This is a genomic window from Streptomyces cirratus (assembly GCF_014650775.1).
Taxonomy (GTDB): Bacteria; Actinomycetota; Actinomycetes; order Streptomycetales; family Streptomycetaceae; genus Streptomyces; species Streptomyces cirratus.
The window spans coordinates 95,046-116,412 of sequence record NZ_BMVP01000010.1 but is presented as its reverse complement, the minus strand read 5'-3'; the positions used below and the strand labels follow the sequence as shown (position 1 = coordinate 116,412).

The 21,367-nt window shown below is 72.3% G+C and carries 16 protein-coding genes and 1 riboswitch; of the genes, 12 read left to right on the top strand and 4 right to left on the bottom strand.

Annotated elements, in window-relative coordinates; all coding sequences use genetic code 11:
- Positions 1 to 57 precede the first annotated feature (57 nt).
- Positions 58 to 1,209 (top strand): citrate synthase/methylcitrate synthase, encoded by a 1,152-nt coding sequence (locus tag IE207_RS23130; protein WP_190186277.1) that lies wholly within the window; start codon positions 58 to 60, stop codon positions 1,207 to 1,209.
- Between the two features lie 14 nt (positions 1,210 to 1,223).
- Positions 1,224 to 2,366 carry a CobW family GTP-binding protein gene (locus IE207_RS23125; protein ID WP_229873911.1) on the top strand — a complete coding sequence of 381 codons (1,143 nt, stop codon included), beginning with the start codon at positions 1,224 to 1,226 and terminating at the stop codon, positions 2,364 to 2,366.
- A gap of 18 nt (positions 2,367 to 2,384) precedes the next feature.
- Here IE207_RS23125 and IE207_RS23120 read toward each other — a convergent pair whose 3' ends face one another.
- Positions 2,385 to 4,493: a restriction endonuclease gene (locus tag IE207_RS23120; protein ID WP_190186192.1), complete on the bottom strand. Its 2,109-nt coding sequence runs from the start codon at positions 4,491 to 4,493 to the stop codon at positions 2,385 to 2,387.
- Between the two features lie 99 nt (positions 4,494 to 4,592).
- Positions 4,593 to 7,049 carry a DNA gyrase/topoisomerase IV subunit A gene (locus IE207_RS23115; RefSeq protein WP_190186191.1) on the bottom strand — a complete coding sequence of 819 codons (2,457 nt, stop codon included), beginning with the start codon at positions 7,047 to 7,049 and terminating at the stop codon, positions 4,593 to 4,595.
- 338 nt (positions 7,050 to 7,387) lie between these two features.
- Between IE207_RS23115 and IE207_RS23110 the strand changes: the two genes are divergently transcribed.
- The 4 genes from IE207_RS23110 (at position 7,388) to IE207_RS23095 (ending at position 12,185) form a co-directional block, all read left to right on the top strand.
- Positions 7,388 to 8,734 (top strand): M16 family metallopeptidase, encoded by a 1,347-nt coding sequence (locus IE207_RS23110; RefSeq protein ID WP_190186190.1) that lies wholly within the window; start codon positions 7,388 to 7,390, stop codon positions 8,732 to 8,734.
- A 20-nt stretch (positions 8,735 to 8,754) separates the two neighbouring features.
- Positions 8,755 to 10,122, top strand: a complete 1,368-nt coding sequence (locus IE207_RS23105) for a M16 family metallopeptidase (RefSeq protein ID WP_190186275.1) — start codon at positions 8,755 to 8,757, stop codon at positions 10,120 to 10,122.
- Positions 10,123 to 10,322: 200 nt separating this feature from the next.
- Positions 10,323 to 10,481, top strand: a riboswitch (cyclic di-AMP (ydaO/yuaA leader).
- Between the two features lie 12 nt (positions 10,482 to 10,493).
- Positions 10,494 to 11,291: a M23 family metallopeptidase gene (locus tag IE207_RS23100; RefSeq protein WP_190186189.1), complete on the top strand. Its 798-nt coding sequence runs from the start codon at positions 10,494 to 10,496 to the stop codon at positions 11,289 to 11,291.
- Positions 11,292 to 11,510: 219 nt separating this feature from the next.
- Positions 11,511 to 12,185, top strand: coding sequence for a GntR family transcriptional regulator (locus tag IE207_RS23095; protein WP_190186188.1), 675 nt, complete (start codon positions 11,511 to 11,513; stop codon positions 12,183 to 12,185).
- Between the two features lie 288 nt (positions 12,186 to 12,473).
- Here IE207_RS23095 and IE207_RS23090 read toward each other — a convergent pair whose 3' ends face one another.
- Positions 12,474 to 12,755, bottom strand: a complete 282-nt coding sequence (locus IE207_RS23090) for an HPr family phosphocarrier protein (protein ID WP_079430157.1) — start codon at positions 12,753 to 12,755, stop codon at positions 12,474 to 12,476.
- Between the two features lie 184 nt (positions 12,756 to 12,939).
- Between IE207_RS23090 and IE207_RS23085 the strand changes: the two genes are divergently transcribed.
- From IE207_RS23085 to IE207_RS23065, 5 genes are all read left to right on the top strand, one after another.
- On the top strand, positions 12,940 to 15,720 hold the full coding sequence (locus IE207_RS23085) for a bifunctional acetate--CoA ligase family protein/GNAT family N-acetyltransferase (RefSeq protein WP_190186187.1): 2,781 nt from the start codon (positions 12,940 to 12,942) through the stop codon (positions 15,718 to 15,720).
- Positions 15,721 to 15,789: 69 nt separating this feature from the next.
- Complete coding sequence (locus IE207_RS23080) at positions 15,790 to 16,386, top strand: DUF5998 family protein (RefSeq protein ID WP_190186186.1); 597 nt, start codon at positions 15,790 to 15,792, stop codon at positions 16,384 to 16,386.
- Positions 16,386 to 17,588 carry an alkaline phosphatase family protein gene (locus IE207_RS23075; RefSeq protein ID WP_190186185.1) on the top strand — a complete coding sequence of 401 codons (1,203 nt, stop codon included), beginning with the start codon at positions 16,386 to 16,388 and terminating at the stop codon, positions 17,586 to 17,588. The genes IE207_RS23080 and IE207_RS23075 overlap by 1 nt, the downstream gene beginning before the upstream one ends.
- A 55-nt stretch (positions 17,589 to 17,643) precedes the next feature.
- The gene (locus IE207_RS23070; RefSeq protein ID WP_190186184.1) at positions 17,644 to 18,294 is read left to right on the top strand and encodes a thymidine kinase; all 651 of its coding nucleotides are present in this window, start codon (positions 17,644 to 17,646) and stop codon (positions 18,292 to 18,294) included.
- A 24-nt stretch (positions 18,295 to 18,318) separates the two neighbouring features.
- Positions 18,319 to 19,116, top strand: coding sequence for a hypothetical protein (locus IE207_RS23065; RefSeq protein WP_190186183.1), 798 nt, complete (start codon positions 18,319 to 18,321; stop codon positions 19,114 to 19,116).
- A gap of 195 nt (positions 19,117 to 19,311) precedes the next feature.
- Here the strand turns inward: IE207_RS23065 and IE207_RS23060 are convergent, their stop codons facing one another.
- Complete coding sequence (locus tag IE207_RS23060; RefSeq protein ID WP_190186182.1) at positions 19,312 to 20,103, bottom strand: VOC family protein; 792 nt, start codon at positions 20,101 to 20,103, stop codon at positions 19,312 to 19,314.
- 204 nt (positions 20,104 to 20,307) lie between these two features.
- On the opposite strand from IE207_RS23060, the gene IE207_RS23055 reads away from it, so the two are divergent.
- Complete coding sequence (locus IE207_RS23055) at positions 20,308 to 21,153, top strand: sulfurtransferase (RefSeq protein ID WP_190186181.1); 846 nt, start codon at positions 20,308 to 20,310, stop codon at positions 21,151 to 21,153.
- Positions 21,154 to 21,367: the final 214 nt, after the last annotated feature.

The following is a 21,367-nucleotide window of genomic DNA, read 5'->3' as shown; positions in this document are numbered from 1 at the left end:
CATAGATTGATTCAATCAACATTGACAAGGATCGAATCCATGCTGGATGGTCGATCCATGAACCTCACCGTCGAAGTACCCCGCGGACTCGCGGGCGTTGTGGTCACCGAGACGCAGCTCGGGGATGTCCGGGGCCTCGAAGGCTTCTACCACTACCGCCAGTACTCGGCCGTCGAGCTCGCCGCGAGCCGCAGCTTCGAGGACGTGTGGCAGCTGATGTTCCGAGGCGCCCTGCCCGAGGACGCCGCCGAACGCGCCGCCTTCGCCGCGGAGATCGCGCCCTTGCGCCGTCTCCCCGCCGAGGTGCGCGACGCCCTGCCGGCCCTGGCCCGGGCCACCGCCCTGTCCGGCCCGCTCGCGGGGCTGCGCACGGCACTGTCCCTGCTCGGCGCCTCCGCCGGCTTCCGGCCCGTCTACGACCTCACCCCCGACCGCCGGGCGGCCGACGCCCTCGCAGCCTGCGCCGCGGTGCCGACCCTGCTCACCGCGCTGCACCGGCTCGGGCAGGGCCTGGAGCCGGTGGACCCGCGCGACGACCTCCCGTACGCCGCCAACTACCTCTACATGCTGACCGGACAGGAGCCCGAGCCGGCCAAGGCCCGCGCCGTCGAGCAGTACCTGATCTCCACGATCGACCACGGTTTCAACGCCTCCACCTTCACCGCCCGCGTCGTCGCCTCCACCGGCGCCGACGTCGCCGCCTGTCTGACCGGGGCGATCGGGGCACTCTCCGGGCCGTTGCACGGTGGCGCCCCGAGCAGGGCGCTGGACACCCTCGACGCGATCGGCACGGCGGACCGTATCGATCCGTGGATCCGCGAACGCGTGCTCGCCGGGGACCGGATCATGGGCTTCGGCCACCCCGTGTACCGCACGGAGGACCCGCGCTCCCGGATGCTGCGCGACATCGCCCGGCAGTTCGGCGGGCCGCTGGTGGACTTCGCCGTCGAGGTCGAACGGCACGTCGAGGAGATCCTCGCCGAGCTCAAGCCGGGCCGTGAGCTGCACACGAACGTGGAGTTCTACGCGGGCGTGGTCATGAAACTGTGCGGACTGCCGCGCGAGATGTTCACCCCCACGTTCTGCGCGGCCCGCGTGGTCGGCTGGAGCGCGAACATCCTGGAACAGGCCGCCGATTCGAAGATCATCCGTCCTGCCGCCCGCTACAGCGGTCCCACCCCGCCCCAGCCGGTTCCCGCGCTCGGCTGACTACGATCGGCCGGGTGCACCCCACATCACCCACCACCAGGCAGCCCGACCGGAACGCTCCCACCATCCCCGTCGTGGTCCTCGCCGGATTCCTCGGATCCGGCAAGACCACCCTGCTCAACCATCTCCTCGCCCACCGGGGCGGCACGCGCATCGCAGTCGTCGTCAACGACTTCGGAGCGATCGAGATCGACGCGATGGCGGTCGCCGGGCAGCTCGGCGACTCGATGGTCTCGCTCGGCGGGGGCTGTCTGTGCTGCGCGGTCGACGGAAGCGAACTCGACGCGTACCTGGAGAAGCTCTCCGCCCCCGCGCACCGGATCGACGTCATCGTCATCGAGGCGAGCGGTCTGGCCGAGCCCCAGGAGCTGATCCGGATGCTCATGGCCAGCGAGAACCCCCTGATCCGGTACGGCGGGACGGTGGAGGTGGTGGACGCCGCGGAGTTCGACGCGACGCGGGCCAGGCACCCGGAGACCGACCGCCACCTCGGGGTCGCCGATCTGGTGGTCCTGAACAAGACCGACCGGATCGACGCCGCCGAGCGGGCGCGCATCGAGGCGGAACTCGCCGCGCTGTGCGCGCCCGGCACCCCGGTGGTGGCCGTCGACCACGGGCGCATCGACCCCGAACTGCTCTTCGACCGCCGTCCATGGACCCAGCCGCAGGGTCAACTGTCCTTCGAGGACCTGCTCGCGGGGGAGGCCGCCGACGACGGGGAAGACCACGCCGGACACGTCCACGCCGGGTACGAGAGCGTGGAGTTCGTATCGGAGCAGGCGATGCACCCGCGCCGGTTCATCGACTTCCTCGACCGCCGGCCGGCCGGTCTCTACCGCATCAAGGGCTTCGTCGACTTCGGCGTCCCCGGGCACGAGGAACGCTACGAGGTCCAGGCGGTGGGCCGCTTCCTCCGCTTCGCCACCGCCCCCTGGGGGCGGGGCGAGGCACGGCTGACGCAGCTGGTCCTGATCGGCTCCGACATGGACGGCGCCGGCCTGCTCCGCGATCTGGAGGCGTGCCGAGAGCCGCAGCCGCGGCAGGTGAGCCCCGAGAGCATGTGGGGCGTGCTGCGGTACGTCGCCCGGCCCGTCCCGGAAGTCCGGGACGAGGACGCCGTGGCCGACGCCCCTTTCATGGAGGAGCCGGAGTACTAGACCGCCGCCCGGCCGGGCTCAGGCGACCTCGATGCCGAAGTCGCCGAGGAGGTCCTCCAGGCCGCCCCGGTAGCCCTTTCCGCCGATCACGAACTTCCAGTCGCCGTCCGGGCGGCGGCGGAAGGAGCCGAGGACCAGGGCGGTCTCGCCGGGTCGTCCGTCGGATACCTCCAGCTGGTCGAGTTCATGCCCGGCGGAGTCGAGGAGCCGGATCCGGGCTTCGGCGAAGCCCGTGAGATCGGCGTCCGGATTGACCTCCGGGTCGATCGCGGCGACGAGCACCAGACGGTCGGCGCGCTCCGGCAGAGCGTCGAAGTCGACCTCGACGGCCGCTTTGTCGGGCGCCGTGTGCGCTGCGGACCGTACGGAACCGTCAGGTGTCTGGAGATTGTTGAAGAAGACGAAGTGGTCTTCGCTCAGCACCCGGCCGCCCTCGCAGACCAGCGCGCAGACGTCCAGCGCGACGCTGCCCGACCATGACATGCCGAGGACGTTGTACGGGGCCGGGGCGGCCGCAGGCGCGGGCGTCGGGGTGGCCGCACCGCGCTCCGCCGCCCCCGCCGGGCGGCCGCCGTCGCCCAGGCGGCCCCGCAGCCCGTGCTGGTGCAGCAGCGCCACCAGCTCGGCCCCGGGAACCAACTCCAGGGGCTTGCCGTTGGCAAAGGTGTACGACCCCGGCCCGAAGGACGCGGTGGTGACCAGCACCCCCTTGTTCGCCCCCCTGTCCTGGACCGTGCCGTACAGGTCCCGCACCGCCGTCGGCGGGACCGTGTTGCGGTAGCGCTTGACCTGGACGACGATCCGCCCGCCCCGGATCGGCGCCGGGTCCAGCGCCTCCACGTCGACGCCGCCGTCGCCAGACCGCTGCGTCGTCACCGCTTCCATGCCCATCGCCCGGAACAGCTCGGCGACCAGGTTCTCGAAGGCGATCGGGTCCATCGTGAACAGGTCGGGCTCCTCCTCACCGCCGCCCGCGTGCCCGCCGTGGCTGACGACGCCACCGACCTCGCCGGGCCTGCGCCCGGGCCGCACCGCCGCAAGCTGGTCCGGCCGGGCCGACAGCTGCCCGCCCAGCCCGTCGAGCAGGCAGTCCACCGCGCTCACCTGCTCCAGGCGCAGTCCGGCGAAGGCCTCGCGCTCGGCCCGCACGGTGGCCAGGACGATCTGCGCCTCCCGTCCCGTCACCGGATCGTGGTCGTCCACGAACCCGTTGACGACCACCGAGTCCAGGGCGCCGAACTCGTCCGCCGCGTACAGCTCGCGCAGCACGAGCAGCACACACTGGGCCAGCAGGTCCCGGTACAGCGCCCGCCGTTGCGTGACGGGGCGGGCGGTCTCCTTGTCCTGGTCCGTGCTGGGCACGTAGCGGACGGCCTTGGTCTGCGGTACCACCTCGAAGCGCGGCAGCTCCCAGTCGAGCACCAACTGCCGGGCCGCCGGGTCGTACGCGGCGGACACCTGCCGGGGCAGGTTCTCGGGCCAGGCCGCGGATGCGTACAGGGCGGCCGAGAAGTACTCGACTGCGGCTTCGCTGTCACCGGCCCGCAGGGCGGCGGCCAGTTCGCCGAGGCCGTTGTTGTGCGCGCGGATCCCTACCAGTTGCGCGGCCGCCCACTCGTCGTACTGCTGCCGGTACGCGGCCAGTTGCCGTTGCCGCTGCTGCTCCGCGGCATGGGCGGCCTGCCACGCCTGGGTGTACCGGTCGTGTGCCTCGCGCTCCGCCTGTGCGCGCCGGCCCGAGCCGAGCGTCCAGCCGCTGCTCTGGTGCTGGAACTGCTGGAGGTGCGGCATCGGCAGGGGCTGCGCCAGCGCGCCCGGATTGAAGGGTTCGAGCTGCTCCGAGCGCACCAGGGCGGCCATGCGGAACGCCGGTGCGCGGCAGCCGGCGGCAAGCAGCCCCTGCAAAGCGGCCAATTGAGCGTCGAGGGCCTCGGTCAGGCGTCGCGCCTCGGCCTCCCGGTGCTGCTTGTAGGCGGCCTGCTGCTCCCGCTGACCTCTCGCGGCCTCACGTTCGTAGGCTCGCTGCCGACGCTCGGCCTCGCGTTGCCGGATCACCTGACTTCGCTGCTGCTGGCGCTGCGCCTCCGCCCAGACCCCGATCAGTCCGCTGCTCGCTCGACGGCTCATCAGCTGTAGCTCCCCCCACCCGCACCCGAAGGGAAAACACTAGTCGGCATTCGGGTGGTACGTCCCCCGGGTCGCACCACTCGAATGCCGTCCTGCGTCCTACAGCGGGCCTCCCGCCAACGCCGCGACGGCGGCGGGCAGCGCCGTGCCGGAGCCGTCACGTCGCGGGTCGACCGTCGGCAGCGCGGCCGGGGCGCCATTGGCCGCCGCCGCGCGGACCGGGGCGTTGCCCGCCCAGGCCAGCGTCAGCACGTCCTCGCCCTTGAGGAACCGCTGGCAGCGCACGCCGCCGGTGGCCCTGCCCTTGCGCGGGTACTGGTCGAACGGGGTCAGCTTCCCGGAGAGCACCGAGTCGTCCAGCGTCCCGTGGGAGCCCGCCACGGTGAACACCATGGCGTCGCGTGCCGGGTCCACCGCCGAGAAGTGAATGACCTTGGCGCCTTCGGAGAGCTTGATGCCCGCCATACCGCCCGCCGGGCGGCCCTGGGGACGTACCTGGCCCGCCGGGTAGCGCAGCAGCTGGGCGTCGTCGGTGATGAAGACCAGGTCCTCCTCGCCGGTGCGCAGCTCGACCGCGCCGACGATCCGGTCACCCTCCTTGAGGGTGATGACCTCCAGCTCGTCCTTGTTGGCCGGATAGTCCGGCACGACCCGCTTGACCACGCCCTGCTCGGTGCCCAGAGCCAAGCCCTGCGAGGACTCGTCCAGCGACAGCAGGCAGGCCACCTGCTCGTCCGCCTCCAGGCCCGAGAGGAACTCGGCGACCGGGGCGCCCCCCGCCAGGTTCGGCGCGGTGTGGGTGTCCGGCAGCTGCGGCAGGTCGATCACCGACAGCCGCAGCAGCCGCCCGTAGGAGGTGACCACGCCGACCTCGGCCCGGGCCGTCGCGCTGACCTGCGAGACGATCAGGTCGTGCTTCGCGCGGGGGCCGTCCTCCTCCAGCGGCAGCGGCTCGGCGGTCACCGTCCGCGCCAGCAGGCCCGTCGAGGACAGCAGCACGTGGCAGGGGTCGTCCGCGACTTCCAGCGGGACCGCCCCGACCGCCGCGGCCCCCGACTCCAGCAGGACCGTACGCCGCTCGGTGGAGAACTTCTTCGCGACTGCGGCGAGTTCGGAGGAGACCAGCTTGCGCAGCTCGCTGTCGGAGTCCAGGATCCCGGTCAGCTCGTCGATCTCGCCGTTCAGCCGGTCACGCTCGGACTCCAGCTCGATCCGGTCGAAGCGGGTGAGCCGGCGCAGCGGGGTGTCCAGGATGTACTGGGTCTGGATCTCGCTCAGGGAGAACCGCTCGATCAGCCGTTCCTTGGCCTGCGCGGAGTTGTCGCTGTCCCGGATGATCCGGATGACCTCGTCGATGTCGATGAGGGCCACCAGCAGGCCCTCGACCAGGTGCAGGCGGTCGCGCCGCTTGCCCCGGCGGAACTCGCTGCGCCGGCGGACGACCTCGAAGCGGTGGTCGAGGTAGACCTCCAGCAGCTCCTTGAGGCCGAGGGTCAGCGGCTGTCCGTCGACCAGCGCGACGTTGTTGATGCCGAAGGACTCCTCCATCGGCGTCAGCTTGTAGAGCTGTTCCAGCACGGCCTCCGGGTGGAAACCGTTCTTGATCTCGATGACCAGGCGCAGGCCGTGCGAGCGGTCGGTGAGGTCCTTGACGTCGGCGATGCCCTGGAGCTTCTTCGAACCGACCAGGTCCTTGATCTTCGCGATGACCTTCTCGGGGCCGACCGTGAAGGGCAGTTCGGTGACGACCAGGCCCTTGCGGCGGGCGGTGACGTTCTCCACGGCCACCGTCGCGCGGATCTTGAACGTCCCGCGGCCGTTCTCGTAGGCGTCCTTGATGCCGGACAGGCCCACGATCCGTCCGCCGGTCGGCAGGTCGGGGCCCGGCACGAAGCGCATCAGCGCCTCCAGGTCCGCCTGCGGGTAGCGGATCAAGTGGCGGGCGGCCGCGATGACCTCGCCGAGGTTGTGCGGGGGCATGTTGGTGGCCATGCCGACCGCGATCCCGGAGGCGCCGTTGACCAGCAGGTTCGGGTAGGCGGCGGGCAGCGCCACCGGCTCGCGCTCCTGGCCGTCGTAGTTGGCGGCGAAGTCGACCGTGTCCTCGTCGATCGACTCCGTCATCAGTGACGTGGCGTCGGCCATCTTGCACTCGGTGTAACGCATGGCGGCCGGCGGGTCGTCGTTGCCGAGCGAACCGAAGTTGCCGTGGCCGTCGACGAGCGGCAGCCGCATCGAGAAGGGCTGTGCCATGCGCACGAGGGCGTCGTAGATCGACGCGTCACCGTGCGGGTGCAGCTTGCCCATGACCTCGCCCACGACACGGGCGCACTTCACATAGCCGCGGTCGGGGCGCAGGCCCATCTCGTTCATCTGGTAGACGATGCGCCGGTGCACCGGCTTCATGCCGTCGCGGGCGTCCGGCAGGGCGCGGGAGTAGATCACCGAGTACGCGTACTCGAGGAAGGAGCCCTGCATTTCGTCGACGACGTCGATGTCGAGGATCTTCTCCTCGAAATCCTCCGGCGGCGGGGTCTTCGTGCTGCGGCGGGCCATCGCTGCGCGGCTCCTTAACCAAGAAAGAAAGGGTGTACTCGGGGTCTGGCGGTGTGGTCTTGCGGTGCGGTCTGGCGGTCTGTCTGGTCTGGCTGTCCGGTCTGGCAGGGTCGAGTCTGGCGGTCCGGCCGGGGATCCGGCCGTTTCGCCCCGTGTCGACGCCGACGCGGACCATTGTGGCCCGTGGCACCGACAACGCCGACCCCGACCCTGGGGGTCCCCCCGGAAGGTGCCCCCGGGGGAGGTAACCCGGGAACTTCTCCGGTTGCCGACGCGCTTGCATACAGTGGCAGGTCTGACAGAAATCTCTGCATCGCGATCGAAGGGACCACATGCCCATGGGTCACACGGCCACAGCTCAGGCCGGCTCCGGCGGCCTGACAGCGACCGAGCACCGGCTGGCCAACGGCCTGCGCGTGGTGCTTTCCGAGGATCACCTGACTCCGGTCGCCGCCGTCTGCCTCTGGTACGACGTCGGCTCCCGCCACGAAGTCAAGGGCCGCACCGGTCTGGCTCACCTCTTCGAGCACCTGATGTTCCAGGGCTCGGCGAGCGTACCGGGCAACGGGCACTTCGAGCTCGTCCAGGGCGCCGGCGGTTCGCTCAACGGCACCACCAGCTTCGAGCGCACCAACTACTTCGAGACGATGCCCGCCCACCAGCTGGAGCTCGCGCTGTGGCTGGAAGCGGACCGCATGGGCTCGCTGCTGGCCGCCCTGGACGAGGAGTCCATGGAGAACCAGCGCGATGTCGTCAAGAACGAGCGCCGCCAGCGGTACGACAACGTCCCGTACGGCACGGCGTTCGAGAAGCTGACCGCCCTCGCCTACCCGGAGGGCCACCCGTACCACCACACGCCCATCGGCTCGATGGCCGACCTGGACGCCGCGTCGCTCGAAGACGCCCGCGCGTTCTTCCGCACGTACTACGCGCCCAACAACGCCGTCCTGTCGGTGGTCGGCGACATCGACCCCGAGCAGACGCTCGCCTGGATCGAGAAGTACTTCGGCACCATCCCCGCCCACGACGGCAAGCAGTCGCCGCGCGACGGCTCGCTGCCCGAGGTCATGGGCGGCCAGCTCCGCGAGGAGATCGTCGAGGAGGTTCCGGCCCGCGCGCTGATGGCGGCCTACCGGCTCCCGCACGACGGAACCCGCGAGTGCGACGCCGCCGACGTGGCGCTGACCATCCTGGGTGGCGGCGAGTCCTCCCGCCTCCACAACCGCCTGGTCCGGCGCGACCAGAGCGCCGTCGCCGCGGGCTTCGGCCTGCTGCGGCTCGCGGGCGCGCCCTCCCTGGGCTGGCTGGACGTGAAGACCTCCAGCGGGGTCGAGGTGCCCGCCATCGAGGCGGCGGTCGACGAGGAACTCGCGCGGTTCGCCGCCGAGGGCCCGACGGCCGAGGAGATGGAGCGCGCCCAGGCGCAGCTGGAGCGCGAGTGGCTGGACCGGCTGAGCACGGTGGCCGGCCGCGCCGACGAACTGTGCCGTTACGCGGTCCTGTTCGGCGACCCGCAGCTCGCCCTGACCGCCGTCCGGCGCGTCCTCGACGTCACCGCCGAGGAAGTGCAGGCCGTGGCCGCGGCCCGGCTGCGCCCCGACAACCGCGCGGTGCTCGTGTACGAGCCGCTCTCTGCGGAGTCCGACGAGACCGACGAGACCGAGAACGAAGGGGCGGAGCAGTGAGCGACACCGCAGCCGTCACGATGACCCTCCACCCGCAGCCGCAGGCCGGCGAGGCCAAGCCGTGGGCCTTCCCGGCCCCCGAGCGCGGGGCGCTGCCCAACGGCCTGACCCTGCTGCGCTGCCACCGCCCGGGCCAGCAGGTCATCGCCGTCGAGATCAACCTCGCCGCCCCGCTGGACGCGGAGCCCGAGGGCCTCGACGGCGTGGCCACCATCATGGCCCGCGCCCTGTCGGAGGGCACCGACAAGCACTCCGCCGAGGAGTTCGCCGCCGAGCTGGAGCGCTGCGGCGCCACGCTCGACGCGCACGCCGACCACCCGGGCATCCGGGTCTCCCTGGAGGTCCCGGCCTCCCGCCTGGCGAAGGCCCTCGGCCTGGTCGCCGAGGCGCTGCGCGCCCCCGCCTTCGCGGACGGCGAGGTCGACCGGCTGGTGCGCAACCGGCTCGACGAGATCCCGCACGAGCTGGCCAACCCGCAGCGCCGCGCCGCCAAGGAGCTCTCCAAGGAGCTCTTCCCGGGCACCCTGCGGATGTCCCGCCCCCGCCAGGGCACCGAGGAGACGGTGTCCCGGATCGACTCCGCGGCCGTACGCGCCTTCTACGAGGCCCACGTGCGCCCCTCCACCGCCACCGCGGTGGTCGTCGGCGACCTGACCGGCATCGACCTCGACGCGGTCCTCGCGGACACCCTGGGCGGCTGGACCGGCGGCAGCGCCGAGCCGCTGCCCGTGCCCCCGGTGACCGCCGACGACACCGGCCGCGTGGTCATCGTGGACCGGCCCGGCGCGGTCCAGACGCAGCTGCTCATCGGCCGCATCGGCCCGGACCGGCACGACCGCGTCTGGGCGGCCCAGGTGCTCGGCACGTACTGCCTGGGCGGAACCCTCACCTCCCGCCTGGACAAGGTGCTGCGCGAGGAGAAGGGGTACACCTACGGGGTGCGCGCCTTCGCCCAGGTGCTGCGTTCCACCGCGGACGGCAAGGGCGCCTCGATGCTCGCCATCAGCGGCTCGGTGGACACGCCCAACACCGGTCCGGCGCTGGACGACCTGTGGACGGTTCTGCGCACCCTCGCGCAGGGCGGCCTGACCGACGCGGAACGGGACGTCGCGGTGCAGAACTTGGTGGGCGTGGCCCCGCTGAAGTTCGAGACGGCCGCCTCGGTCGCGGGCACGCTGGCCGACCAGGTCGAGCAGGAACTCCCGGACGACTACCAGGCGCGGCTGTACGCGCAGCTCGCCGCGACCGGCACGGTGGAGGCGACTTCGGCCGCCGTCGCCGCGTTCCCGGTGGACCGGCTGGTCACGGTCCTGGTCGGCGACGCGGCGCAGATCGAGGAGCCCGTCCGGGCCCTCGGGATCGGTGAGGTCACCGTCGTCACCAACTGACGGGACGACACGCCTGATTGGTGCAGGGGACTCCGGCGGCTTGTCCGCCGGAGTCCCTTTTTGGCCTGTTTGGTGGTGTGGTTGATCGTATGTGCTGTGGCGTAGGTAACAAAAGGGCGTGTCTGTTTGGCGATTGACTGATGATCCGCCTAGCGTCGGCCGTGCTGTCCGTCAGTTGTGCCCGCCGCACCCGCGGCACCGGACAGCGATCGCCGAGTCCCCGTCAGGCGCGAGCCTGGGGAGCCGGGGACCCACATGTGTCCCTGGGGTGAATCGGACCACCTCGCAAGAGGGGCCCGTAGGAGACCTTCCTGCTCCGAACCCGTCAGCTAACCCGGTAGGCGAGAGGGAAGGAAAGGATCAACCCCTTCATGGCGTTTGGCAGTCGTGCCGCCGGTAAGCACCGTGGTTCCAGTCGTCTGAGCCGCAAGACCGCCGGTTACGCCGGCATAGCCGCCCTCGCCACCACCGGCGTCGTCGGCACCCTGGCGGGCCCCGCGTTCGCCGCGGACAAGGCCGCAGCCCCCTCGATCGAGGACACCGGCCTCGGCGCCGTGGTCGTCGCCGAAGACCTCCAGAACGAGATCCACACCCAGGCCGAGTCCCAGCACCGCGCCGCCGAGGCCGCCGCCGCCAAGGCGCAGGCCGAAGCCGAGGCCAAGACCCGCGCCGCCGAGGCCAAGCGCCTCGCGGAGGCCAAGGCCAAGGCCGAGCGTGACGCCGCCGAGCGTGCCGCCCGCGAGGAGGAGCGCAAGCGCCTCAACACCTTCGTCGCCCCGGTCGACGGCTCGTACGTCAGCACGCAGTACAAGGCGGGCGGCGGCATGTGGTCCTCCGGCAGCCACACGGGCATCGACTTCCACGCCGCCTCCGGCACCACCGTCCACGCCGTGGGCGCGGGCACCGTCGTCGAGGCCGGCTGGGGTGGCGCGTACGGCAACAACGTGGTCATCAAGCACAACGACGGCACCTACACCCAGTACGGACACATGTCCTCGCTGAGCGTCTCCGTCGGCGAGCAGGTCACCCCCGGCCAGCAGATCGGCCTCTCGGGCTCCACGGGCAACTCCAGCGGCCCGCACCTGCACTTCGAGGCCCGTACCGGCGCCACGTACGGCACGGACATCGACCCGGTGGCGTACCTGCGCTCGCACGGCGTCAGCGTCTGACCGTCCCACCGCACCGCACACCGCTTGCGTAGAAGGCCCCGGCTCACCGAGCCGGGGCCTTCCGTGTCTCCCGCCTGCTGTGGCGCCCCTCCGCCCACCCGGCAAATGTTTCGTATTTCCCGCCGTCCTCGGAAATCCTCGTGTGTTGCAATAGAGTCGCAGTACGGTCGTGGCGGCAACGCCGGTAGCCGGCAGTCGGAATGAGAGCGGAGTCCGGTCTTGCGTATTCCTGCGCACGCGGTATGCACCGCAATTCGTGACGACATCGTCTCCGGCGTCTTCGAGCCGGGCGGCAGGCTGACCGAGGAGGTGCTCGCCCGCCGGTACGGGGTCTCGCGCGTCCCCGTCCGCGAGGCGCTGCGCACCCTTGAGGCGGAAGGATTCGTCACCACCCGCCGGCATGCGGGAGCCTGCGTCGCCGAGCCCACCGAGCAGGAAGCGGCGGACCTGCTGGAGCTACGGGCGCTCCTGGAACCGCTCGCCGCGGCCAGGGCCGCCCGCAGGCGCACCGAGGGCCACCTCAAGGTGCTGCGGGGCCTGGTCCGGCTGGGCCAGGAACGGGCCAGGAGCGGGCGGGGAGAGGACCTGCGCGCCCTGGGCGGCTGGTTCCACGAGACGCTGGCCCAGGCGTCCGCAAGCCCCGGGCTGATCTCCGTGTTGACCCAGACCCGGCACAAGATCGCCTGGATGTACGTGGTGCGGACCCCGGCCCGGCCGGCCGACTCCTGGGCGGAGCACGGCGCGATCGTGGACGCGGTGGCCCGGGGCGACGCCGAGCGCGCCCGGGCGCTGACCGGACTGCACGTGGAACGCGCGGCCGGATCCCATCGGCTGCGGGATCCACGAGTGAGGACTTCGCAACCTGCCGTAAACACGGCGAGCGGCCGGCATTAACAGAAGCCGTATACAAAAGGTGTTCCGGTCCCTTTGTGGCGCCTTTTCGGTGCCCGGGGGTGCGGAGTCGGAATACCGCTGCGCCGGTGACGTGAATGTGCGGGTGGCCGGACAATTCCCGGGGCCGGGCAAGCCCCTGGCCGGACAATTCCTGGGGCCGGCCAAGCTTCTGGCCGGATGATTTATGTGGCCGAAATGCGGGCCCGGAAAACGACGAAGCCGCGGCGCCCGCCGGTCCGGGGCCGCGGCTTCGCCGCGCAGAGACGACCCGAAGGGCCGGGGACGGGGTCAGACCGTCTCCGGGAGCTCCTCGAGGCCCTCGGCGACGAGCTTCGCCAGGCGGTCCAGCGCCGCCTCCGCGCCCTCGGCCTCGGACGCGAGGACGATCTCCTCGCCGCCCTGGGCGCCCAGGCCCAGGACCGCCAGCATGGAAGCGGCGTTGACGGGGTCGCCGCCCGCCTTCGCGATGGTCACCGGGACGCCGGAAGCGGTCGTCGCCCGGACGAAGATCGAGGCGGGACGAGCGTGCAGGCCCTCGGCCCAGCCGACGTTGACGCGGCGCTCTGCCATGGTGATGCCCTTCAGGTTCTTACGGTTGTCTAGACCAGTCTCTCACGACACCCGGAATGCTCGGACCGACCTTCGGCCTGGATCCACCGCCGTTCGACCTTCCCCAGCTTGCACCGGTTCAGCCTGATGTGCCTCGTTCGCCGCGCACGCGCCACGGGGGCGATGCGCCCCTTAGGGTGTGCCCATGACCACCGCGTCGGACCTCTCGTACCCGGCCCACTGGGAAGCGGACGTCGTCCTGCGCGACGGCGGCACCGCCCGGATCCGGCCCATCACCACCGATGACGCGGGACGGCTGGTCAGCTTCTACGAACAGGTCTCCGACGAGTCGAAGTACTACCGCTTCTTCGCGCCGTACCCCCGGCTCTCCGACCGCGACGTCCGCCGCTTCACGCACCACGACTACGTGGACCGCGTCGGCCTCGCCGCGACCATCGGCGGAGAGTTCATCGCCACCGTCCGCTACGACCGGATCGGCCCCGACGGCCGGCCCGCGTCCGCCCCCGCCGACGAGGCCGAGGTGGCCTTCCTCGTCCAGGACGCCCACCAAGGCCGCGGAGTGGCCTCCGCGCTCCTCGAACACATCGGCGCGGTGGCCCGAGAGCGGGGAATCAGGCGGTTCGCCGCCGAAGTGCTGCCCGCCAACAACAAGATGATCAAGGTGTTCACGGACGCCGGCTACCAGCAGAAGCGCAGTTTCGAAGACGGTTCCGTCCACCTCACCCTGGACCTGGAACCCACCGCGGAGTCGCTCGCCGTGCAGCGCGCCCGCGAACAGCGCGCCGAAGCCCGTTCCGTGCAGCGGCTGCTGGCGCCCGGCTCGGTGGCCGTGATCGGAGTCAGCCGCTCCGGCGCGGGCGTCGGCGCGGCGGTGCTGCGCAACCTGCGGGACGCCGGCTTCCGCGGGCACCTCTACGCGGTCAACGAGGCGGCCCGCGCCGACCTGCTGGACGGGGTGCGGGCCTACCGCTCCCTCGCCGGCATCGGAGCCCCGGTCGACCTCGCCGTGATCGCCGTCCCGGCGCAGCGGGTGCCGGAGGCGGTCGCGGCGTGCGGGGAACACGGCGTACAGGGGCTGGTGGTGCTGTCGGCCGGATACGGGGAGAGCGGGCCGGCCGGACAGGAGCGCCAGCGCGACCTGCTGCGGCAGGTGCGGTCCTACGGGATGCGGCTGATCGGGCCCAACGCGTTCGGCGTGATCAACACCGCGCCGGACATCGAACTCAACGCCTCGCTGGCCCCGGCCCCGGCCACCGAACGGGGCCGGATCGGCCTGTTCACCCAGTCCGGGGCGATCGGCATCGCCCTGCTGTCCGGGCTGCTGCGGCGGGGCGCCGGGCTGTCCTCGTTCGTCTCGGCGGGCAACCGTGCGGACGTCTCGGGCAACGACATCCTCCAGTACTGGTACGACGACGAAGCCACCGACGTGGCGCTGATGTACCTCGAAACCCTCGGCAACCCGCGCAAGTTCACCCGCCTCGCCCGCAGGACGGCCGCCGTCAAGCCGGTGGTCGTGGCCCGGGGCGGCCGGCACACCCCGGCCGGGCACGTCGTCCCCGGGACCCGGCTGCCCGACGCGACGGTGTCGGCACTGCTGCGTCAGGCGGGCGTCATCCGGGTCGACACGGTCACGGAGCTGGTCGACGTCGGCCTGCTGCTGGCCGGGCAGCCGCTGCCGGCCGGGCCGAGGGTGGCGATCCTCGGCAACTCCGAGTCGCTGGGAGTGCTCACGTACGACGCCTGCCTGACGGAGGGGCTGCGGCCACTGGCGCCGCTGGACCTGACGACGGCCGCCTCGCCGGAGGACTTCCGGGCGGCCCTGGCCGGGGCGCTGGCCTCGCCGGACAATGACGCGGTGGTGGTGACGGCGATCCCGTGGGTGCGCGAGCAGGAGCTGGCCGGCGATCTGGCCGGTGCGCTGCGGGAGGCGGTGGCGGCGGTTCCGGGCAAGCCGGTGGCGGTGGTCCACGTGGAACTGGGCGCCCTGGCCGACGCCCTCTCACCGGGCCGCGCCCACCCGGCGGCCCCTTCGCCTCACACGCCGGCCGCGCCACTGCCGACGAGTGCCCCGCCGCTCGCCGCCGCCGGGGCGCAAGGGGGGATCCCCGCCTATCCCGCCGCCGAGCGGGCCGTCAAGGCCATCGCCGAGGCCGTGCGCCACGCCGAGTGGCGCCAGGCCGCCGCGGACTCCGGCCAGGTGCCCGAGTTCGAGGACATCGACGAGGCCGGGGCCGCCGCCCAGCTGGCCTCCGTCCTCGCCGGCGCGTCCCACGACGCCGTCCTGACCCTCTCCGAGGCCGACGCCCGCACCCTCCTCGCCCGCTACGGGATCCGCCTCCACGCCACCCTCCCCGCGCCCAGCGCCGACGCCGCGGCCCGGGCCGCCCGGGTGCTGGGCTACCCCGTCGCCCTCAAGACCACCGCCCCCCACCTGCGCCACCGCGCAGACCTCGGCGGTGTCCGCCTCGACCTCACCGGCGAGGCCGAGCTGCGCCGCGGCTACGAGGAACTCACCGAACTGCTCGGCAAGCCCCAGGAGCTGCTCCCGGTGGTCCAGGCGATGGTGCCCCGCGGCGTCGACACCGTCGTGCGCTCCGTCATCGACCCCGCCGCCGGAGCCGTCCTCTCCTTCGGGCTCGCCGGCGTCGCCTCCGAACTGCTCGGCGACACCGCCCACCGGCTCGTCCCGGCCACCGACCGTGACGTCGCCGGCCTGATCCGCTCCATCCGCGCCGCGCCCCTCCTCTTCGGCTGGCGCGGCAGCGACCCCGTCGACACCCCGGCACTCGAAGAGCTCCTGCTGCGGGTGTCCCGGCTGGTCGACGACCACCCGGAGGTCGTCGGTGTGTCGCTGGAGCCCGTCGTCGTCGCCACCGAGGGGCTCTCGGTGCTGAGCGCCACCATCCGCGTGGCCCGTCCCCCCGCCCGCACCGACCTCGGACCGCGCACGCTGCCCAGCTACTAGCCCCGCCGTCGGAGCAGGACCGGTGCCGGCGCGGTCCAGGTCCCCCGGACGGGCCTTAGGATGGACCTCATGGCGAAATCCGGTACGACGACCCAGGGGCTGCGCGCGGCGATCGAGCGCAGCGGCTACTACCCGACCCTCGTGGCCGAGGCCGTGGAGGCCGCGGTGGGCGGCGAGCCGATCTCGTCGTACCTGGTGCACCAGGAGACGACCTTCGACTCCAACGAAGTGCGCCGCCACGTCACCGTCCTCGTGCTCACCCACAACCGCTTCATCGTGAGCCACACCGACGAGCAGGCGGCCGACGCCGGGTCCCCGTCCCCGTACGCGACCACCTCCACCGAATCGGTCAAGCTGAGCAGCATCTCCTCGGTGGTGCTCAGCCGCGTCGTCGCGAACCCGGAGTCCTACACCCCCGGCACCCTGCCCCGCGAGGTCGTGCTGACCATCGGCTGGGGCGCCGTCTCGCGCATCGACCTGGAGCCCGCCGCCTGCGGCGAGCCGAACTGCGACTCCGACCACGGCTACACCGGCAACTCCACCGCCGACGACCTCAGCCTGCGCGTCAGCGAGGCGGGTGACGGCCCGGAGACGGTCCGCCAGACCCTCGTCTTCGCCCAGGCGCTGTCCGAGGCGACCGCGGCCACGGCCGCCGCCGCCCGCTGATGTCCTACTCCGCACCGCCGAACTGGGACGAGCCGGAGCTGCTGGACGTCGCCGGCGCTCCGGTACCGCAGTACGGCACCGGCTCCCTCGCCGACCTCCTGCCGACCCTCGCGGCCGGCCAGGGCGTCCCCGGCCTGACCGCCGGGATCGCCGAGCTGACCCCGGCCGACCGGAACTGCGTGTTCCTGGTCGATGGCATGGGCTGGGAGCAGATCAAGGCCCACCCGAAGGAAGCCCCCTACCTGGCCTCACTCCTCGCCGGCTCGCGCGGCGGCACCGGCCTTCCGATCACCGCCGGGTTCCCGGCGACCACCGCCACCTCGCTGGCTTCCGTCGGCACCGGCCTGCCGCCGTCCCGGCACGGCCTGCCCGGCTACGCCGTACGCAACCCCTCCTCCGGCGAGCTGATGAACCAGCTCCGCTGGCAGCCGTGGACCCAGCCCAAGGCCTGGCAGCCGTACCCGACCGTCTTCCAGCTCGCCGACGCCGCCGGGGTGCACACCGCGCAGGTGTCCGCGCCCGCGTTCCAGTCCACCCCGCTGACGAAGATCGCACTGAGCGGCGGCACCTTCCACGGCCGGATGACCGGCGAGGAGCGGATGGACCTCGCGGCGATCCAACTCGCGGCCGGTGAGCGCTCGCTCGTGTACACGTACTACAGCGAACTCGACGGCGCGGGCCACCGGCACGGCGTGGACTCCGACGCCTGGCGCGGCCAACTCATGTACGTCGACCGGCTGGTGCAGCGCCTGGTCGAACAACTCCCGCCGCGCACCGCGCTGTACGTGACCTCCGACCACGGCATGGTGGACATTCCCTTCGACGAGGACTCCCGGATCGACTTCGACGACGACTGGGAGCTGGGCGCCGGCGTGGCCCTCCTCGGCGGCGAAGGCCGGGCGCGGCACGTGTACGCGGTACCGGGCGCCGAAGCCGACGTACTGACCGTCTGGCGCGAGGTGCTCGGCGACCGCTTCTGGGTCGCGAGCCGCGAAGAGGCGCTGGAGCTGGGCTGGTTCGGCCCTCCGGGAGAGTGCGACGAGCGGGTGCTCGGCCGGATCGGCGACGTGATCGCAGCGGCCCACGCCGATGTCGCGATCACCGCGAGCCGCAACGAGCCGAACGAGTCCGCGCTCGCCGGCATGCACGGCTCGATGACGGCGGCGGAGCAGCTGGTCCCCCTCCTCGAAGTCCGCACCTGACCCCGCCCCGCCCCTCGCCCCGACAGACCACGACCCGAAAGGTCCCGTACTTCCCATGCCCGAGCTGGTGTTCTTCTCCGGAACGATGGACTGCGGAAAGAGCACCCTGGCTCTGCAAATCACCCACAACCGCTCGGCGCGCGGCCTGGTGGGCGTGATCTTCACGCGGGACGACCGTGCGGGCCAGGGCAAGCTGTCCTCGCGCCTCGGGCTCGTCACGGAGGCGGTCGAGGCGGGGGAGGGCATGGACCTGTACGCGTACCTCGTGGACCAGCTCTCCAAGGGCGGCAAGGCGGACTACGTGATCGTGGACGAGGCCCAGTTCCTGGCCCCCGACCAGATCGACCAGCTGGCCCGCATCGTCGACGACCTCGACATGGACGTCTTCGCGTTCGGCATCACCACCGACTTCCGCACCAAGCTCTTCCCCGGCTCCCAGCGGCTGATCGAACTCGCCGACCGGATAGAGCAGCTCCAGGTGGAAGCCCTGTGCTGGTGCGGAGCCCGCGCCACCCACAACGCCCGTACGGTGGGCGGCGAGATGGTGGTCGAGGGCGCCCAGGTCGTGGTCGGCGACGTGAACCGTCCGGCGGAGGAGATCGGCTACGAGGTCCTGTGCCGCCGCCACCACCGCCGTCGCATGACCTCCGCTGCGGCCCACGCCGGCGCCCTCTCCCCGGACGTCCTCCCGGTCAACCACGCCTGAGCCGACGCCTCGTCCTATCATGCGGTGATCATCATCGTCATGGGGGACGGACAGTTGAGCATCCACACGGACAGACCGGGGACGGGGCCGCGCAACCGGGACAGGAACGGGTGTGTCACCTTCCTGCTGCTTCCGTTCGTGCTGGCGGGACGGATCTACCGGCCCGGGCGGCCGGACCGGATCGTCGACGAGTCGATGGAGCGGGCCCAGATCGCCCGGACCGCGATCGGCGTCGTGGCCACCTGCTGGCTGCTCTTCGCCTATCCGCTGCGCGAATCGGCCGGGTCGATCCTCAACGACAAGGTCGGTGAAGTAGTCGTCAGCGCGGCCCTGTTGCTCGTCCTGGGCCCCATCGCGCTGGCCGTCTTCGTGGCGAGCGCCAGGCCGCCGGGCCCCGCGTTCTACCGGCAGCGCCTGCGCGGGCCGTTGACCGCCCTGGGCACCCTCTTCGGTACGGCGCTGCTGCTGTGGCTCGCCGTGACCCGGGGGACGGCCGGCTCGATGAGCCTGCTGGGCTTCGGAGCCGGGCTGCTGGCGCTGTTCCTGCTGCCGTTCGGCATGGCCTCGGCCGTGCTCTGCGTCCACCACGCCTTCCGCACCGGCGATGTCCACGAGGTGCTGCCACCGCTGATCACGCCGGTGCTGGTGTGGGCGATGTTCGTGCTGCAGCTGTTCGACGACGTGCCGGTGCTCGCGCCGTTGCCCGTACGGATCCTCTTCCTCATCGGGCCGCCCGCCTCGGTGACCGCCCTGTCGGTGTGGGAACTGCGCCGGCTCCGGACGCGCTACGGGATCACCCTGCGCCTCGCGCTCGGCCGCTGAGCCTCCCGGACCCCGGCGCCGGGCCAGGAGGAATCCCGGCGCGGGGCTGCCCGAGTCGCCGACCGGATCGTCCAGGACGAGTCGGTGACCACGGCCTTCCTCGTCGTCGGCGACGTGGTGGGCGCCGTCCTGCGCCCGTTCGAGGGCGCAACCCGGAGAAGCTGCGGCCTTCGGGGGCGGGGGCGGCTTTACGCTCTAGGAGGTCTGCGGCCAGGACCGTACGAGGGTGAACACCGCGCCCTCCGGGTCCGCGACCGTCGCCACCCGGCCGCTGAGCCGGTCGCGCGGCGGCTGGATGACGCGCCCGCCCAGTTGCGTGACCCGGGCGGCGGCCGCGTCCGGGTCCGTCACCTCGAAGTACGTCATCCAGTGCGAGCCCCGGTCGTGCGGCAGGGCGCGGCCCACTCCGTGGACGGCGGCGACCGGACGGCCCTGGAGGTGCAGGACGAGGTAGTCGAAGTCGGTTGAGGCGTCGGGGTGTTCCCGGGCCTCGTGGCCGAAGACGTGCTCGTAGAACTTGCCGACGGTCGAGGTGTCCTGGGTCAGCAGCTCGTTCCAGACCGGGGTCCCCGGGCGGCCGTGCAGTTTGCCGAGGTGGGCGCCGGCCTGCCAGATCCCGAAGATCGCTCCCAGCGGGTCGGAGCAGATGGCCAGCCGGCCGGCGTTGCCCGCGTCCAGCGGGCCGACCGCCACCGTGCCCCCGCACGCGCGGATCGATTCCGCCGTGCAGTCGGCGTCGTCGGTGGCGAAGTACGTGGTCCAGGCGACCGGCAGGTGCCGGTCCGGCGGCATCTCGCCGATGCCCGCCACCTCCTGGCCGTCGAGGAGGGCGCGGACGTAGGGGCCGAAGGGGACGGGGCCGGGGACGTACTCCCAGCCGAACAGGTCGGCGTAGAAGTCCTCGGTGGTGCCGAGGCCGTGGACCATCAGACTCACCCAGCAGGGTGCGCCGGGCGGGCGCCTGGTTGTTTCCGCTGCCTCGCTCATGTCAGCCGTCTCCTCAGTCGTAACCCGGTCCCGGTGTCGCGCCTGATGCTTCCACTTCGCGCGCTCCGGCGCGGCTCGACCGGGCCGGACGGATGGCGGGCGGACGAGAGATGACCGAATCGGTGCGGCGCGTTGCGGTGTGCCGAGGCGCGTTGATGTCCGGCTTGTTACGTGAGGTCGGGCCGTGGGGAGGAAGATGGGCCCATGACTGCGATTATCTCGGCCTCCGAACTGATGGACGAGCTGGCCGGAACCACGCCGCCCGTGCTCCTGGACGTCCGCTGGCAGCTGGGCGGCCCGGACCAGCGGCCCGCGTACGGGGCGGGACACCTGCCGGGCGCGGTGTACGTCGACCTCGACCGCGAACTGGCCGGTCCGGTCAGCGAGACGGGGCTGGGCGGCCGCCATCCGCTGCCCGACCCGGAGGACTTCGGGGCCGTGATGCGGCGGGCCGGCGTCTCGGTGGGCGGGCCGGTGGTCGTCTACGACGGGGGACTGGGCTGGGCCGCGGCCCGGGCCTGGTGGCTGCTGCGCTGGACGGGCCACGAGCGGGTTCGGGTCCTCGACGGAGGCCTGCCCGCCTGGACTGCGGCGGGAGGGGAACTGACGACCGAGGAACCGTCTCCGAGTGAGGGTGATTTCAAGCCAAACCCGGGCGCGATGGAGGTACTGGACGCGGACGGGGCGGCGGCACTGGCCCGGGCCGGGGTCCTGCTGGACGCGCGGGCGGGGGAGCGGTACCGGGGTGAGGTCGAGCCGATCGACCGGGTCGCGGGCCACGTGCCGGGGGCGGTGTCGGCGCCGACCACGCAGAACGTGGGGCTGGACGGGCGTTTCCTCGCCCCGGAGGCCCTGCGGGTGCGGTTCGGGGCGTTGGGCGCCGGGGCGGGGGCGGCCGTCGGGGTGTACTGCGGGTCGGGGGTCTCCGGGGCGCATGAGGTGCTCGCGCTGGAGCTGGCGGGGATTCCGTCGGCCCTGTACGCGGGCAGTTGGTCGGACTGGTCCTCGGACCCGGAGCGCCCGGCCGCGACCGGTGCCTCCGCCGGCTGAACGGAGCGGGGTGCGGGCCGCTGCACCAGGCGGCCCGGCCGCGCCGGGGCGGCCGGGGTGGGTCGGAAGCGCACGCGCCTGCACCGCCGCGCCAGGGCGGCCGGGGTGGGTCGGAAGCGCACGCGCCTGCACCGCGCCGCCGGGCGGCCCGGAAGGCACGCGCCTGCACCGCCGCGCCGGGCGGTCGTCGGGCCGGCGTACCGGGCCGCCGGGC